Origin of the sequence: Nocardioides sp. YIM 152588 (assembly GCF_040191335.1) — a bacterium.
In the GTDB taxonomy this organism is placed as follows: domain Bacteria; phylum Actinomycetota; class Actinomycetes; order Propionibacteriales; family Nocardioidaceae; genus Nocardioides.
On sequence record NZ_JBEGDJ010000022.1, the window covers coordinates 1 to 15,836 of the forward strand.

Below are 15,836 nucleotides of genomic sequence, written 5' to 3' on the forward strand. Positions count from 1 at the left end.
TGCTCGGGGGACCGGAACGTCCATCAGCCGATCATCGCTCCACTCCGATGAAGGCGTCCAGGAACCAGGTGGTGATGCTGATGATGATCGAGCCGCCGACCGCGGTCCAGACCCCGACCGGGTCCGCGGCGCCCGGCGCCGCCGCGGCGGGGGAGTGCGCCGCCGTGGCCGCCCACGCCAGCGCGAGGGCAGCCACGGACAGCCGGAGCCTGCGCCGGGCGCGGCATCGAGGGGTCACGCGGTGAGCGTGCCCGACCAGGGCCTCGGGAGGGCGGCGGTGCCGCGCGGTTGGGGAGGCCGGGGAGCGCCCGGGCATACCTGTGGACGGAAGTGGGTACGGTCCGCGCCGCAGGGCCGCCGGACGGGCGGCCCGTCGACGGAAGGAAACACGTTGCCCCTCTGGCTCGTCCTCATCATCGCCGGCCTCGTCGTCCTGATCCTGGGCCTCGCCGGCCTCGGTCAGTTCTTCATCTATCTCGGCCTGATCGGCGCCGTGGTCGGCGTCGTCCTGGTGACGGTCGGCCGGGGCGACCGGCGGGTCGGCGGCTGACCCGCCCGACCCGCGTCCGTCGCACCACGACGGGCCCCGACACGACGCCCGCGCCCCCATCCGGTGGCGCGGGCGTCGTGCGTCCGGCGTACCCCCGCGGGTCGGTGTCCGGGAGGCTCCGTGGATTGGTGGCGGCGCCCCGCCCCGGCGTAGAGTGGCGGACGCAATCCTCAGGGATTGACTTCGCACGTCCGCAGACCGCGGCGGGCCCTGCACCTCCGGGGGTCCGACCACCCGTGGGCGTCGATCCTCGGTCCGTCCGGCACCAGCCGGGCGGTGGGATCGCGCGCAGGCGTCAGGGCCGAGGGCAACCGCCCGAGGCAGCAACTGAAAACAACAGCGAGTCCGCCCCGGTCCGGCCTGTCTCAAGGTCGGGCGACAACGGTGCGCGGGCTCCATCACCAGGAGAAGAACCATGGCAGTCGTCACCATGCGCCAGCTGCTCGAGAGCGGCGTGCACTTCGGACACCAGACCCGTCGCTGGAACCCGAAGATGAAGCGCTTCATCATGACCGAGCGCAACGGCATCTACATCATCGACCTGCAGCAGTCGCTGGCCTACATCGACCGCAGCTACGCGTTCATCAAGGACACCGTGGCCAAGGGCGGCACGATCATGTTCGTGGGCACCAAGAAGCAGGCCCAGGAGGCCATCGCCGAGCAGGCGACCCGCGTCGGCATGCCCTACGTGAACCAGCGCTGGCTGGGCGGCATGCTCACCAACTTCCAGACCGTGCACCAGCGGATCAACCGTCTGAAGGAGCTCGACGAGCTCAACTTCGACGACGTCGCCGGCTCCGGTCGCACCAAGAAGGAGCTGCTCCAGCTCAAGCGCGAGCGCGACAAGCTGGACCGCACCCTCGGCGGCATCCGCGAGATGGGCCGCACCCCGTCCGCGGTGTGGATCGTCGACACCAACAAGGAGCACCTCGCGGTCGAGGAGGCCCGCAAGCTGCGGATCCCGATCATCGCGATCCTCGACTCCAACTGCGACCCCGACGTGGTCGACTTCCCGATCCCGGGCAACGACGACGCCATCCGCGCCGTCGGCCTGCTGACCCGCGTGATCGCCGACGCCGTCGCCGAGGGCCTCATCGCCCGCTCCGGCGGCAAGGGCGAGGGTGCGGCCACCGCCGCCGAGGAGCCGCTGGCCGAGTGGGAGCGCGAGCTCCTGGCCCAGGGCGAGGCCACCGAGGCCCCCGCCGCCGAGGCCACCGAGGCGCCCGCCGCCGAGGCCGCCGAGGCCACCGAGGCGCCGGCCGCCGAGACCGAGGCTCCGGCCGAGGCCTGATCCACTCCCGTACACCGACGTACCTGAAGAGGAAGACACATGGCTTACACCGCAGCCGACGTCAAGAAGCTCCGTGAGCTGACGCAGGCCGGCATGATGGACTGCAAGAAGGCCCTCGACGAGGTCGACGGCGACTTCGACAAGGCCGTCGAGCTGCTCCGCGTCAAGGGTGCCGCCAAGGCGGCCGCCCGCGCCGCCGAGCGCGAGGCCTCCGCCGGTCTCGTGGCCGCTTCGGGCAGCGCCCTGATCAGCCTCAAGGCCGAGACCGACTTCGTGGCCAAGAACGAGGCGTTCATCAACGCCGCCCAGGCGATCGCGGACGCCGCCAACGAGGCGAAGGTCGGCGACGCCGAGGCGCTCAAGGCCGTCTCGCTCGGCGACAAGACCGTCGGCGAGACCGTCGAGGAGCTCGCCCGCACCATCGGCGAGAAGATCGAGCTCGGTGAGGTCGCCTACTTCGGCGGCACCACCACGGTCTACCTGCACAAGAAGGCCTCCGACCTGCCCCCGACCCTCGGCGTCCTCGTCGAGTTCGAGGGTGACGAGGCCGCCGCCAAGCAGGCTGCCCAGCAGGCCGCCGCGCTCAAGGCGCAGTACCTCACCTCCGACGAGGTCCCCGCGGACGTCGTCGAGAAGGAGAAGGACGTGCTGACCAAGAAGACGCTGGAGGAGGGCAAGCCGGAGGCTGCCGTCGCCCGCATCGTCGAGGGTCGCATCGGCGCGTTCTTCAAGGAGATCGTCCTCCTCGACCAGGAGTCGGTCTTCGAGTCGAAGAAGTCGGTGAAGCAGGTCCTCGACGCCGCCAACACCTCGGTCTCGCGGTTCGCCCGCTTCGAGGTCGGCGCCTGAGGCTCCCGCCTCTCGTCGTACGACGGCCGGTCGTCACGCAGCAGCGTGACGACCGGCCGTCGGCCATTTCCGGGCGAAACTCGCGGATGCCGGTGGGTCTGCCGGGGTAGGTTCGAGCAGCAGGGGGGCCGGGCGGTCCCGAGTTCGCCACCGAAGGGGCAGGCAAGCCAGATGGGCTTCATGGACAAGGTCCGCGGCCAGTTCGTCGACATCGTCGAGTTCCTCGACGACAGCCGCGACACGATCGTCTGGCGCTTCCCGCGCCAGGGCAACGAGATCAAGATGGGCGCCCAGCTCGTCGTGCGCGAGGGCCAGATCGCGGTCTTCGTCAACGAGGGTCAGATCGCCGACGCGTTCACGCCCGGCACCTACACCCTCGAGACCCAGAACCTGCCGATCCTCTCCACCCTCAAGGGCTGGAAGTACGGCTTCAACTCGCCGTTCAAGGCCGAGGTCTACTTCGTCGGCACCCGCCTCTACACCGACATGAAGTGGGGCACGAAGAACCCGATCACGCTGCGTGACGCCGAGTTCGGGATGGTCCGGCTGCGCGCGTTCGGCACCTACGCGATGCAGGTCGTCGACGCGCCCGCGCTGATGCGCGAGCTGGTCGGGACCGACCCGCAGTTCCGCACCGACGAGGTCTCGGAGTTCCTGCGCCAGAACATCGTCGGCCAGGTCGCCAGCTCCCTCGGCAACGCCGACATCCCGATGCTCGACCTCGCCGCGAACCAGGACGTGATCGCGTCGAACCTCGCGGAGACCCTGACCGGGAACCTGCGCAGCATGGGCATCGCCATCCCGCGGTTCGTGATCGAGAACATCTCGCTGCCGCCCGAGGTGGAGAAGGCGCTGGACAAGCGCACGTCGATGGGCGTGCTCGGCAACCTGGACCAGTACACCAAGTTCCAGGCCGCGGAGGCGCTGGAGGACGCCGCGCAGAACCCCGGCGGGGGAGCGGGCGCCGGCGTCGGGCTCGGCATGGGCATGGCGGTCGGCCAGCAGATGGCCGGCGCGCTCAACCCGAACGCGCCCCAGGCCGGCCAGCAGCCGGCCGCCCAGCCCGCGGCGCCGCCGCCGCTGCCCACGGCCGCGCGCCCCTGGTACCTGGCCGTCGGCGGCCAGCAGGTCGGGCCGGTCCAGGCCACCGAGCTGCCCGCGAAGGTCGCCTCCGGCGACCTCGCGCCGGCCACCCTGGTCTGGCAGGAGGGCATGGCGGCGTGGACGCCGGCCTCCGACGTCGCGGAGCTGCGGTCGCTGTTCCCGGCGACGCCGCCGCCGCTGCCGCCGCAGGCCTGAGCGGGCCGGGATGTCGACGACGCCCCCGCCCGTCCCGACCGACGGCCCGGACCCGGGCGGCCCGCCGCCGCTGCCGGACGCCGCTGCCGCCGCCGACGCGGTCGTCGAGCTCACCGAGACGCTGGCCGCCAACGACACGGTCGCGCACGAGGAGGTGGCCGGGCCGCTGTCGGCGGTCTGCCCCACCTGCGGCGCCCAGTCGGTCTACGCGCCCGGCACGATGCTGCTGCGCTGCGACAGCTGCGGCTCCGAGCGCGAGATCGCACCGACCTCGGACACCATCGACGAGCTCGACTTCGAGGAGTGGCTGGCCAGCAACCAGCAGACCACCGTCGCCGGCGTCGCCGGCCACGAGCTGACCTGCCAGCAGTGCGGCGCCTCCTGCATCACCACCGACCTCGCGTCGGCCTGCCAGTTCTGCGGCGGCGCGCTGCTGGCGCACGACGTCCCGGCCGGCCTGGTGGTCCCCGAGGCGGTCATCCCGTTCGGCGTGGACGGCAAGCAGGCGCGCGAGGAGTTCCGGTCCTGGGTGAAGTCCCGCTGGTTCGCCCCGAACATGCTCAAGAAGGTCGGCGACACCGAGGCGCTGCGCGGCACCTACCTGCCGCACTGGACCTTCGACGCGCAGACCGACAGCGACTACACCGGGCAGCGCGGCGACTACTACTACACCACCGAGACCCGGACCGTCTCCGACGGCAAGGGCGGCACCCGCACCGAGACCTACCAGCAGCGGCACACGGCCTGGCGGCCCGCCTGGGGCCGGGTGGCCCGGTTCTTCGACGACGTCGTGGTGCTCGGCACGCACGCGCTCGACCCCGGCCTGGTCGACAAGGCCGGCCCCTGGGAGCTCGGCCGGGCGGTGCCGTACCAGCCGGAGTTCCTGACGGGCTACTCCGCGGTCCGGTACGACGTCGACCCGGCCGTCGGCTCGGAGCGGGCTCGCGAGCAGATGGTCGACGTGATCAAGGGCGACGTGCGCCGCGACATCGGCGGCGACGAGCAGCGGATCAGCTCGCTGAGCGTGGTCTACACCCAGGCGACGTTCAAGCTGCTGCTGATGCCGCTGTGGATCGCGACGTACCTGTACGCCGGGAAGACCTGGCAGGTGATGGTCAACGCCAACACCGGCGAGGTGGTCGGCAAGCGCCCCTACAGCTGGGTCAAGATCACCTTCGCGGTGCTCGCGGCGCTGCTGGTCCTGCTGGTGATCCTCGTCATCTACGGCGCCTCCCGGAGCGGTTGACGCGGCCCCCACGGGGGAGCGGGGTGCGCACGCGGTTGCTGCCCGGGGTCGGTGCGGCGGTAGTCTCGGCGCTGGACGTCGATCGACTGGAAGGTTCCTGGTGCCCGGATACAAGCGTGTGCTGCTCAAGCTCTCCGGAGAGGTGTTCGGCGGTGGGAAGCTCGGCGTCGACCCCGACGTGGTCGGCTCGATCGCCAAGGAGATCGCGGCGGTCGTCGACTCGGGCACCCAGATCGCGGTCGTGACCGGCGGCGGCAACTTCTTCCGCGGCGCCGAGCTGCAGCAGCGCGGCATGGACCGGGTGCGTGCGGACTACATGGGCATGCTCGGCATCGTGATGAACTGCCTGGCGCTGCAGGACTTCCTCGAGAAGCTCGGCGTCGACACCCGCGTGCAGACGGCGATCACGATGGGGCAGGTGGCCGAGCCCTACATCCCGCGGCGCGCGATCCGGCACATGGAGAAGGGGCGCGTGGTGATCTTCGGCGCCGGCATGGGCATGCCGTACTTCTCCACCGACACGGTCGCCGTCCAGCGGGCGCTGGAGAGCAAGTGCGACGTCGTCCTGGTCGCCAAGAGCGGCGTCGACGGCGTCTACAGCGCCGACCCCAAGCTGGACCCCACAGCCACCAAGTTCGACGAGCTGACCTACGACGAGGCGATCGCCAGGGGCCTGCGGATCATGGACCAGACGGCGTTCGCCCTGTGCGGCGAGAACAAGCTGCCGATGGTCGTGTTCGGCATGGAACCGGAGGGCAACATCCTCCGCGTCGTCCAGGGTGAGAAGATCGGCACGCTGGTCAGCGCCGGCTGAGACGGGCGAACCGTCGCCGACCCCGCATCAGACGACGCACAAGACGCCGCACGAGACGAAGGAGCACCGGTGATCAACGACATCCTCAACGAGGCCGACGGCAAGATGGACAAGTCGGTCGACGCGACGCGCGAGGAGTTCGCCGCGATCCGGGCCGGCCGCGCCCACCCGAGCATGTTCAGCAAGATCCTGGTCGACTACTACGGCACGCCGACGCCGATCCAGCAGCTCGCCTCCTTCACCGCTCCGGAGGCCCGGATCATCCTGGTCCAGCCCTTCGACATGGGCGCGATCGCCAACGTCGAGAAGGCGATCCGCGACTCCGACCTCGGCGTCAACCCGGCCAACGACGGCAAGGTGCTGCGCTGCGTCTTCCCCGAGCTGACCGAGGAGCGCCGCAAGGAGTTCATCAAGCTGGCCAAGGAGAAGGCCGAGTCCGGCCGCGTGGCGGTCCGCCAGGTGCGCCAGAAGGCCAAGCAGAACCTGGAGAGGCTCGAGAAGGACGGCGAGGTCGGCAAGGACGACGTCACCGGCGCCGAGAAGCGGCTCGACGGGCTCACCAAGAAGCACACCGAGGCCATCGACGACCTGCTCAAGAGCAAGGAAGCCGAGCTGCTCGAGGTCTGAGGACCCGAGCACGCCCCGCGATGAGCGACCCCTTGACGAGCGAGCCTGCACCGCAGCAGAAGGACCACGGCCGCGCCGGCCGTGACCTGAAGGCCGCGGTGGCCTCCGCCGTGGTGCTGCTGGCCGCCATCGTCGGCTCCCTGATGTTCTGGAAGCCGGCGTTCATGGGGATCGTCGTCGCCGCGGTGGTCGTCGCGGTCTGGGAGCTGCACCGCGGCATGCTCGCCAAGGGGATCGACCTCCCCGAGCAGCCGCTGATGATCGGTGGCGCGACGATGGTGATCGTCGCCTACCTCTTCGGCGCCGAGGCGCTGGTCACCGCGACCGCGGTCACCGCCCTGGTGGTCATGCTGTGGCTGCTGCGCCGCGGCGTGGACGGCTACGTCAAGAACGCCTCGGGCGCGGTGCTCATCCTCGTCTACGTCCCGTTCCTCGGGTCGTTCGTCGCGCTGATGCTCGCCGAGGGCGGCCTCGGCGGCGGCGGCATCGACGACGACGGCGTGGCCGGGGTGCTCACGTTCATCCTGGTCACGATCGCCTCCGACATCGGCGGGTACGCCGCCGGCGTACTGTTCGGCAAGCACCCGATGGCGCCGGTGATCTCGCCGAAGAAGTCCTGGGAGGGCTTCGCCGGCTCGGCGATCGCCTGCGTCGTGGTCGGCTGGGCGCTGGTGGTCTACCTGCTCGAGGGTGACTGGTGGATCGGCGTGGTGCTCGGCCTGATCGCCGTCTGCATGGCGACGCTCGGCGACCTCGTCGAGTCCGTGATGAAGCGCGACCTCGGCCTCAAGGACATGAGCCAGGTGATCCCCGGCCACGGCGGCCTGATGGACCGCCTGGACTCGCTGCTCGCCACCATCGCGCCGATCTGGCTGCTGCTGCACTACGCGGTGTTCGTGTGACCGACACCGTCGAGCCCACGACCGCGCCCGCCGGCCCGGGGGACGACCGCGGGGCGAACGAGAAGGCGGGCGAGAAGGCCCCCGAGAAGGAGCGGCGCGGACGGTTCTCGCTGCCGCAGTGGTGGCACAAGGACCATCCCGTCTTCGGCCCGCTGGCCGGCTTCTACACCGGCATGCTCTTCGTGATCGTGGTGCCGGGCCTCTACGGCACGCTGCTCAAGTCCGTGGTCGGCTACCAGCGGACCGAGGAGCTGTTCCCGTTCGTGGCGCTCACGCTGCTGGTGCCGATCGGCCTGCTGGTTCCGCGGCGGACCCGTCGCTTCGGCCGCTACATGCTGTTCGGCTGCCTCGCGACCGCGGTCGTGGTGATCGGTGTCGCCGCGGTGGTGCTCTACCTGCTCATCACCCGCGACAGCTAGCCCGCCGCGAGGGTTAGTGCTCCCGGGCCCGGGATGGGACAATCGGGGGTGATGTCCGAGCCCACTGAGCAGCCCACCGAGCAGCCCGACCAGTCGACGGAGCAGCCGCGCGCGCTCCCGCTGGTCCTCGCCGAGCCGCGGGGACGGAAGAAGCCGCCGCGCCACCTGGCCGACCTGTCCGCGGCCGAGCGCAAGGACCTCGCCGTGGAGCTCGGGCTGCCGGGCTTCCGCGCCAAGCAGCTCTCGACCCACTACTTCTCCCGGCTCGTCGACGACCCGGAGCAGATGACGGACCTGCCGGCCGCCCAGCGCGAGGAGCTGGTCGGGGCGCTGCTGCCCGAGCTGATGACGCCGCTGCGCACGCTCGAGGCCGACAAGGGCACCACCCGCAAGACGCTGTGGAAGCTCTTCGACGGCGCGCTGGTCGAGTCGGTGCTGATGCGCTACCCGGGCCGGGTCACGATGTGCGTCTCCAGCCAGGCCGGCTGCGGCATGGCGTGCCCGTTCTGCGCCACCGGCCAGGGCGGCCTGCAGCGCAACATGTCCACCGCCGAGATCGTCGAGCAGGTGCTGGCCGGCGCCCGCGCGCTGGACCGCGGTGAGATCGCCGGCGGTCCCGGCCGCGTCTCGAACGTCGTCTTCATGGGCATGGGCGAACCCCTCGCGAACTACAAGGCCGTGATCGGCGCGGTCCGCCGCCTCACCGACCCCGCGCCCGACGGCCTCGGCATGTCGGCCCGCGGCGTCACCGTCTCCACGGTCGGCCTGGTGCCGCGGATCAAGCAGCTGGCCGAGGAGAGCATCCCGGTCACGCTCGCGCTGAGCCTGCACGCCCCCGACGACGAGCTGCGCAACGAGCTGGTGCCGATCAACACCCGGTTCTCGGTCGCCGAGACGGTCGAGGCCGCGTGGCAGTACGCGGAGAAGACCAAGCGCCGCGTCTCGATCGAGTACGCGATGATGCGCGGCATCAACGACCAGGCCTGGCGCGCCGACCTGCTCGCCGAGGTGCTCAACTCCTACGGCGACTGGGGCTGGGTGCACGTCAACCTGATCCCGCTCAACCCGACGCCGGGCTCGAAGTGGACCGCGTCGGACCCCGAGGACGAGCGGGAGTTCGTCCGCCGCCTGGAGTCCCACGGCATCCCGACCACCGTCCGCGACACCCGGGGCCAGGAGATCGACGGGGCCTGCGGGCAGCTGGCCGCGGCGCCCTGACCCGGGCCGCGCGGCTAGGGGCCGTTCACCGGGCGGTCACGCCCTCCTCGTGTCGGCGCGGCGCGGCGTTCGGCGTGCGCCCCTAGCGTCCGGGGCATGCCCGGTCCCGCGATTCCGCTGCGTGCACCGTCCACCGCCCTTGCCCGGCGCACGGCAGGCCGGTCCGTCCGCCGGCTGCCCTCGGGCGAGTCGCTCCGGGTGCTGGTCGTCGCCGAGTCCTTCCTGCCCCAGGTCAACGGCGTCACCAACTCGGTGCGGCGCGTGCTGGAGCACCTGGCCGCCGGCGGCCACACGGCGACGCTGGTCGCGCCGACCGGCCCGCCGACGTACGCCGGCTTCCCGGTGATCCGGGCGCGGGGCGCGAACCTGCCGTTCTACCCGGACTTCCGGCTGGGCCTGGAGACGCGGCGCCGGCTGCGGGCGCTGATGCAGCGGTTCGAGCCGGACGTCGTCCACATCGCGTCGCCGGCGACGCTGGGCTACCAGGCGGCGCGCGCCGCCGGCGAGCTCGGCGTCCCCACGGTGGGGATCTACCAGACCGACCTGGTCGGCTTCGCCGAGCGGTACGACGTCCCCGGCGGCGCCCGCGCGGCGGCGGTGCTGACCCGCAAGATCCACGCCCAGGTCGACCGCACGCTGGCCCCGTCGACCGCGAGCATCGCGCAGCTGCGCCGGCTCGGCGTGCCGGGGGTCCACCGCTGGGCCCGCGGCGTCGACCTCGACGCGTTCCACCCGCGCCACCGCGACCCGCGGCTGCGTGCGGACCTGGCCGGCGGCCGCCGGCTGCTGGTCGGCTACGTGGGGCGGCTGGCCGCGGAGAAGGAGCTGGAGCTGCTCACGCGGCTCGCCGGCGACCCCCGTTTCCGGCTGGTGCTGGTCGGCGCCGGCCCGGAGGAGGAGCGGCTGCGGTCGCTGCTGGGCGACGCGCGGTTCCTCGGGCTGCTGCAGGGCGAGGAGCTCAGCCGGGCCTACGCGGCGCTCGACGTGTTCGTCCACACCGGCCGGCACGAGACCTTCTGCCAGTCCGCCCAGGAGGCGCTCGCCTCGCGGGTGCCGGTGGTGGCCCCCGCGGCCGGCGGCCCGATGGACGTGGTGACCGACGGCGTCACGGGGTTGCTCTACCGCCCCGGCGACGGCCGCGCGCTGACCGCCGCCGTCGACCAGCTGGTCGACGACGACCGGCTGCGGTCCCGGACGGCCGACGCGGCGCTGCGCAGCGTGCAGCAGCGCTCCTGGCACGCCATCGGCGAGCAGGTGCTCGGCCACTACCGGGCGGTGATCGACGCCCGCGTGCGCCTGGCGGGTTGAGCCTCCGCCTGCCGGTCGTGCCCGGTAGGTTGGCCCGGTGCGCGGGGCCGGAGTGAGTCGAGTGGTGGGTGGGTCGTCCCGGACGCGACCCCGGTTTCGATCGGGCGCCCGGCGGGGAGCGACCGCGGTGGCCGCGGGCACGGCGATCGCCCTGCTCGGGACCCTCGCGTGCTCGGCCGTGCCCACCGCCCCCGCGGCGGCGCCCGTGGCCGGCGCCTCCGGGATCGGCGATCGCTACTTCCCGCTCGACGGCAACGGCGGCATCGATGTCCTCCACTACGCCATCGACGACACCTACCGCTTCCAGGAGCCCGGGCGCGGGCCGCTGCTGTCCGGCACCACCACGCTGACGGTGCTCGCCACCCAGGACCTCGCCCGGTTCAACCTCGACCTGCTGCTGGACGTCACCGGGGTGACCGTCGGCGGCGTCGAGGTCGAGCCGGAGCGCCCGAACCGGCACGAGCTGGCGATCACCCCGCCCGCCCCGATCGCGGCCGGGGAGGAGTTCGAGGTCGTCGTCGGCTACGAGGACGACCCCTCGGACCTGACCTGGGGTGGGGAGTCCAACTGGACGGCCACCGCGCGCGAGGTGGTCACCATGAACGAGCCGCACATGGCCGCGTGGTGGTTCGCCGCCAACGACCACCCGCGGGACAAGGCCACCTTCGACATCGCGATCACCACCGACGCCGAGAAGGACGTGCTCAGCAACGGCGTCCAGAAGGGGCGGACGCTCAACGGCGACGGCACCGCGACCACCCGGTGGCGGATGGACGACCCGATGACCACCTACCTGGCGTTCTTCGCCGCCGGTGACTTCGAGGTCCGTCGCGGGCGCTCGCCGGAGGGCATCCGCTACGTCAGCGCCGTCTCCGAGCGCTACGGCGCGGCGGCCCGCAAGCGGCACTGGCGGGTGCTGCGGCGCGCCGGCCGGGTCACCGACTGGCTCCAGGGGGAGCTGGGCCCGTACCCGTTCGCGACGACCGGTGGCGTGGTCACCAAGCTCGACACGGGGTTCGCGCTGGAGAACCAGACCCGCCCGACGTACGGCGGGTGGATCAACGCGACGACCCAGGTGCACGAGATCGCCCACCAGTGGTTCGGCGACAGCGTCGCCGTCGACCGCTGGCGCGACATCTGGCTCAACGAGGGCTTCGCCACCTACCTGGAGGCCCGCTACGCCGAGGCGCACGGCGGGCGGAGCACGCAGCAGTGGCTGCGCTCGACCTACTCCTGGCTGCGGGACGACCGCTCGTTCTGGCGTCTGCAGGTCGACGACCCGGGCAAGGGGCGGATCTTCGCCGCGCCGGTCTACCTGCGCGGTGGGATGGCGATGGCGGCGCTGCGGCACCGGATCGGCAAGGCCGACTTCCGGACCGTGCTGCGCCGGTGGGCGGACCGGAACGCGGACGGCACGGTGCGCACGGCGGAGTTCACCGCCCTCGCGAAGCGGGTCTCGGGCCAGCGCCTCGGCGGCTTCTTCAAGGCGTGGCTGCGCGACCCCCGGCCGCCGAAGCAGACCAGGGCCAACGGCTTCTGACCGAGTCGGCAGAAACTTCCTGCCGACTCGGCGCCCGGACCCGCGAGCCGGCAGAAACTTTCTGCCGACTCGCGGTCGACCGCCTCAGTAGGCCGCGGCCACGAGCTCCCCGAACAGCTCCTGCGGGTCGACCTCGAGGCCGCGCCGCGTGAACCACGAGGCCACGTTGGTGCAGTCGCGGAGCAGGAAGTCGAAGCCCGCCGGGTTGCCGGCGAGGTCGACGACCTGCGGCAGGTCGATGATGACCAGGCGCTCGCCGGCGGCCAGGATGTTGTACGGCGACAGGTCGCCGTGCGCCAGCCCCGCGGTCGCCAGCGTGGTCATCGCCGCGCGCAGCTGCTCGAGGTACCAGGCCAGCAGGTCGGGCTCCGGCCGGGTCTGGGCGAGCCGCGGCGCGGTGCGCCGCTCGCCCTCCTCGACGACGGTGATCCACTCCAGGAGCAGCTCGGTGCCGTCGATCTGGACCGGGTAGGGGACCGGCAGGCCGAGGTTCCAGCAGCGGACCAGCGCGCCCCACTCCGAGACCGCCCACTCCGCGGCCGCGACCTGGCGGCCGAAGGTGCTCTTGCGGTTGACGGCGCGCTGGTCGCGCGACCGCTTCATGCTGCGGCCCTCGGTGTAGGCGGCGGAGCGGTGGAAGGCGCGGTGCTCGGGCGCGCGGTACCGCTTGGCGGCCATCACCGCCGAGGCGTCCGGCCGGTGGGGGTCGGTGCGCTCCAGCAGGAAGACGTCCGCCTCCTTGCCGGTCTTGAGGATGCCCAGCTCGGTGTCGATGGCGCCCTGGGAGGTCACCACCCAGTCCGGCCGGGGCTCGGGGCCGCGGCACAGCGGCTCGACGTCGAGCCAGGTGGACCAGCGCTGGCCGTCGTCGAGCTCGTCGTAGGCGACGTAGTCGATGACGAACCGCGGGTCGATGCCCGCGGAGTCGACGGTCGTGGTGTCGATGCCCGTGGTGTCGGTCGGGCGGAGGTGGTCGTACGGGGTGTCAGGTGCGGCTGTGTGCCGTTCGCTCACGGTGGGTGCTCCGGGTGTTCGAGGAGGGGTGGTTGGCGGGCAGGCCGCTCACAGTCGTCGACATGTCACACTCCTCTCGAACGCCGCGGGGTCGCGGCGGTCCCAGGCTTCAGCACGGTGCCCCGGGGACGCAATCGATTTTACCCTTCGGGCGCGTCTGCACCCAGACGGCGAAGGGTCCTGCTAGAAACGTCGATGACGACTGCCCGCTCGGGGCGGCGCCGTCCGCACGGGAGATGGAGACCGCATGGATGCCAAGAAGCTGATCGCTGTCGTGGTGATCGCCTTCGTCGGCTTCTGGATGTTCACCGACCCCCGCGGTCTCGCCGACCTGACCAAGACGGCGGCGGAGGGCGGCTGGGAGCTCACCCAGGAGCTCTTCAACGGCATCATCGACTTCCTCCGCGAACTGACCTGATCGGCGCGGGCGCAGCGACATGGGGTTCGTCTCGTGGATCAGCGACCCGAAGGTCCACAAGCACCTGCTGCGCGACGACGGCGAGGTGATCGTCCAGGAGGTGCACCGCCACTGGTTCGCCTACGTCATACCGATCCTCGAGGCCGTCGGCGCGCTGGTGCTGGGCACGCTCGTCGTGCTGCTGATCAGCATGGACGCCGCCTGGTTCGTGCTGCTGCTGGTCCTCGGGGTGCTGGCGCACGCCGGGTGGCGGGCGCTGCACTCGCACCGGGACCGGTTCGTGGTCACCAACATGCGGGTGTTCCGGGTCGACGGGGTGCTGGCCCAGACCGTCGCCACGATGCCGCTGACCCGGATCCTCGACATCTCGATGCGCAAGCCGCTGCACGGCCGGATCATCGGGTTCGGCCACTTCGTCTTCGAGTCCGCGGCCCAGGACCAGGGGCTGCGCGACATCCGCTACGTCGGTCATCCCGACGAGCTGAACAAGGAGATCCAGCGGGTGGTCCAGCGCGCCGGCCTGCGCGGTCCCCGGGTGCCCAACTGATCGCGCGCGCTTCTGCCTAGGATGGCCGCCATGACGCAGCAGCCGTTCTCCCGCCCGGGTGCGATCGACCTCTCCGCACTGAAGCGTCCCGCCACCCCGCCGCCCCCGCCCGGCGGCGGCGCCGCGCAGGCCGGTGGCGGGTCGGCGTACGCCGTGTCGGTGGACGAGCAGAACTTCCAGACGGTGATCGAGTCCTCGACCGTGGCGCCGGTGGTCCTGGTCTTCATCTCCCCGTCGCAGGCGCCGGAGAGCGTCGCGTTCGGCGACGACGTCGCCGCCGTCGCGGACGAGTACGACGGCCGCTTCCTCGCGGCGATCGTGGACGTGGACGCCGCCCCGCAGATCGCCCAGGCGATGCAGATCCCGCAGGTGCCGCTGATGCTGGTGGTCCTCGACGGCCGCCCGGCCACGCAGCCGATCCCCGGCGCCGCCCCGATCGACGACATCCGCGCCCTCTTCAACCAGCTCGCCCAGCAGCTGACCGCGCAGGGCTTCAGCGGCCGGCACCAGCCCCTCGCCTCGGGTGGCGGTGCGCCGGAGGAGGGCGAGGAGCCCCCGGTCGACCCGCGCTACGCGCCCGCCCAGGACGCGCTGGCCGCCGGCGACATCGACGGCGCCGTGGCGGAGTACCAGAAGCTGGTCACCGGCAACCCCGCCGACGCCGAGGCCGCCGCCGGCCTGGCCATGGCCAAGTTGCTCCAGCGCACCCAGGGCGTGGACCTCAATGCGGCCCGCGCGGCCGCGGCAGCCGACGCGGCGGACGTCGACGCGCAGATCATGGTCGCCGACCTCGACCTGCTCGGCGGCCACGTCGAGGACGCCTTCGCGCGCCTCGTCGAGCTGGTCCGGCGCAGCGTCGACAAGGACCGCGACCGGGCGCGCGAGCACCTGATCGGCCTGTTCGCCGCGGTCGGCAGCGAGGACCCGCGCGTGCAGAAGGGCCGTCAGGCGCTGGCCTCGGCGCTCTTCTGAGGCCCGCGTGGCTCCTGCCGCGGCCCCCGCGCTCGGCGTGGGGCGGGGCGTCGGCTACCTCGCCCGCGGGCTCGCCCTGTGGGGCCGTCGCCCGGGCCTGATGCTGCTCGGCGTCGTGCCCGCCGTCGTGGTGGCGGTGGCGATGGCGCTGGTCCTGGTCGGGCTGCTGCTGTGGCTCGACGACGCGGTCGCCTGGGCCACGCCGTTCGCCGACGGCTGGGACCCGGCGCTGCGGTCGGGCCTGCGGATCGGCCTCTACCTGGTCGGCCTGGTCGGCGCCGCCTACCTCGGCGTCATCGCCTTCACCGGGCTCACCCTGGCCCTCGGAGACCCGTTCTACGAGCGGATCTGGGCCGAGGTGGAGCGGATGCTGGGCGGCGACGTCCCGGCGGCCGGCGTCGGGTGGTGGCGCGGCGCGCGCGACGGCCTGACGCTGGCGGCGCTCGGCGTCGCGGTCGCGGTCGGCGTCTTCCTGGTCGGGCTGCTGCCCGTGGTCGGCACGGTCGCGGGGTCGGTGGCCGGCCTGGTCGTGGCCGGCCGGCTGCTCGCCCGCGAGCTCGTCTCGCGGCCGCTCGAGGCGCGCGGGATGGACCGGGCCGCGCAGTCGGCACTGCTGCGCGGGCACGGCGGCGCGCTGGTCGGCTTCGGGGTCGCCGTCCAGGCCTGCTTCCTGGTGCCGCTCGGCGGCATCCTGGTGATGCCGGCGGCCGTGGCGGGGGCGACGATGCTGGCGCGCGACGTGCTGGACGCGCGAGTCGGCAGAAACTGACCGTCGTCGAGCGCGAGTCGGCAGAAACTTTCTGCCGACTCGGCGACCGCGGG

General features: G+C 72.3%; 18 protein-coding genes. 16 read left to right on the forward strand and 2 right to left on the reverse strand.

Annotation, left to right across the window (positions count from 1 at the left end):
- Positions 1-31: 31 nt before the first annotated feature.
- A complete protein-coding gene (locus ABLM29_RS12205) occupies positions 32-196 on the reverse strand; it encodes a hypothetical protein (RefSeq protein WP_349714386.1) in 165 nt (54 codons plus the stop codon).
- A gap of 195 nt (positions 197-391) precedes the next feature.
- Between ABLM29_RS12205 and ABLM29_RS12210 the strand changes: the two genes are divergently transcribed.
- From ABLM29_RS12210 to ABLM29_RS12265, 12 genes are all read left to right on the forward strand, one after another.
- Positions 392-550 carry a hypothetical protein gene (locus ABLM29_RS12210; RefSeq protein ID WP_349714387.1) on the forward strand — a complete coding sequence of 53 codons (159 nt, stop codon included), beginning with the start codon at positions 392-394 and terminating at the stop codon, positions 548-550.
- Positions 551-965: 415 nt separating this feature from the next.
- Positions 966-1,841 carry a 30S ribosomal protein S2 gene (gene rpsB / locus ABLM29_RS12215; RefSeq protein ID WP_349714388.1) on the forward strand — a complete coding sequence of 292 codons (876 nt, stop codon included), beginning with the start codon at positions 966-968 and terminating at the stop codon, positions 1,839-1,841.
- Between the two features lie 39 nt (positions 1,842-1,880).
- Positions 1,881-2,690 (forward strand): translation elongation factor Ts, encoded by an 810-nt coding sequence (gene tsf / locus ABLM29_RS12220; RefSeq protein WP_349714389.1) that lies wholly within the window; start codon positions 1,881-1,883, stop codon positions 2,688-2,690.
- A 171-nt stretch (positions 2,691-2,861) separates the two neighbouring features.
- Complete coding sequence (locus tag ABLM29_RS12225) at positions 2,862-3,989, forward strand: SPFH domain-containing protein (RefSeq protein ID WP_349714390.1); 1,128 nt, start codon at positions 2,862-2,864, stop codon at positions 3,987-3,989.
- Positions 3,990-3,999: 10 nt separating this feature from the next.
- Positions 4,000-5,235: a TFIIB-type zinc ribbon-containing protein gene (locus tag ABLM29_RS12230; RefSeq protein ID WP_349714391.1), complete on the forward strand. Its 1,236-nt coding sequence runs from the start codon at positions 4,000-4,002 to the stop codon at positions 5,233-5,235.
- Positions 5,236-5,335: 100 nt separating this feature from the next.
- Positions 5,336-6,049, forward strand: coding sequence for a UMP kinase (gene pyrH / locus ABLM29_RS12235; RefSeq protein ID WP_349714392.1), 714 nt, complete (start codon positions 5,336-5,338; stop codon positions 6,047-6,049).
- A gap of 72 nt (positions 6,050-6,121) precedes the next feature.
- A complete protein-coding gene (frr, locus tag ABLM29_RS12240; protein ID WP_349714446.1) occupies positions 6,122-6,676 on the forward strand; it encodes a ribosome recycling factor in 555 nt (184 codons plus the stop codon).
- A gap of 20 nt (positions 6,677-6,696) precedes the next feature.
- Positions 6,697-7,578, forward strand: coding sequence for a phosphatidate cytidylyltransferase (locus ABLM29_RS12245; protein WP_349714393.1), 882 nt, complete (start codon positions 6,697-6,699; stop codon positions 7,576-7,578).
- A complete protein-coding gene (locus tag ABLM29_RS12250) occupies positions 7,575-7,997 on the forward strand; it encodes a hypothetical protein (RefSeq protein WP_349714394.1) in 423 nt (140 codons plus the stop codon). Before ABLM29_RS12245 ends, ABLM29_RS12250 begins: the two co-directional genes overlap by 4 nt.
- Before the next feature lie 51 nt (positions 7,998-8,048).
- Positions 8,049-9,215, forward strand: coding sequence for a dual-specificity RNA methyltransferase RlmN (gene rlmN, locus ABLM29_RS12255; protein WP_349714395.1), 1,167 nt, complete (start codon positions 8,049-8,051; stop codon positions 9,213-9,215).
- Between the two features lie 96 nt (positions 9,216-9,311).
- Complete coding sequence (locus ABLM29_RS12260; RefSeq protein ID WP_349714396.1) at positions 9,312-10,523, forward strand: glycosyltransferase family 4 protein; 1,212 nt, start codon at positions 9,312-9,314, stop codon at positions 10,521-10,523.
- Positions 10,524-10,650: 127 nt separating this feature from the next.
- Positions 10,651-12,063 (forward strand): M1 family metallopeptidase, encoded by a 1,413-nt coding sequence (locus ABLM29_RS12265; RefSeq protein WP_349714397.1) that lies wholly within the window; start codon positions 10,651-10,653, stop codon positions 12,061-12,063.
- An 84-nt stretch (positions 12,064-12,147) separates the two neighbouring features.
- Here ABLM29_RS12265 and ABLM29_RS12270 read toward each other — a convergent pair whose 3' ends face one another.
- Positions 12,148-13,077 carry a serine protein kinase RIO gene (locus tag ABLM29_RS12270; RefSeq protein ID WP_349714398.1) on the reverse strand — a complete coding sequence of 310 codons (930 nt, stop codon included), beginning with the start codon at positions 13,075-13,077 and terminating at the stop codon, positions 12,148-12,150.
- A gap of 247 nt (positions 13,078-13,324) precedes the next feature.
- On the opposite strand from ABLM29_RS12270, the gene ABLM29_RS12275 reads away from it, so the two are divergent.
- Genes ABLM29_RS12275 through ABLM29_RS12290 form a run of 4 tightly spaced genes read left to right on the forward strand, consistent with a single transcriptional unit; the run spans position 13,325 to position 15,783 of the window.
- Complete coding sequence (locus tag ABLM29_RS12275; RefSeq protein ID WP_349714399.1) at positions 13,325-13,495, forward strand: hypothetical protein; 171 nt, start codon at positions 13,325-13,327, stop codon at positions 13,493-13,495.
- Positions 13,496-13,514: 19 nt separating this feature from the next.
- Complete coding sequence (locus tag ABLM29_RS12280) at positions 13,515-14,042, forward strand: PH domain-containing protein (RefSeq protein WP_349714400.1); 528 nt, start codon at positions 13,515-13,517, stop codon at positions 14,040-14,042.
- A gap of 30 nt (positions 14,043-14,072) precedes the next feature.
- The gene (locus ABLM29_RS12285; protein WP_349714401.1) at positions 14,073-15,014 is read left to right on the forward strand and encodes a co-chaperone YbbN; all 942 of its coding nucleotides are present in this window, start codon (positions 14,073-14,075) and stop codon (positions 15,012-15,014) included.
- Between the two features lie 7 nt (positions 15,015-15,021).
- A complete protein-coding gene (locus tag ABLM29_RS12290; protein ID WP_349714402.1) occupies positions 15,022-15,783 on the forward strand; it encodes an EI24 domain-containing protein in 762 nt (253 codons plus the stop codon).
- Positions 15,784-15,836: the final 53 nt, after the last annotated feature.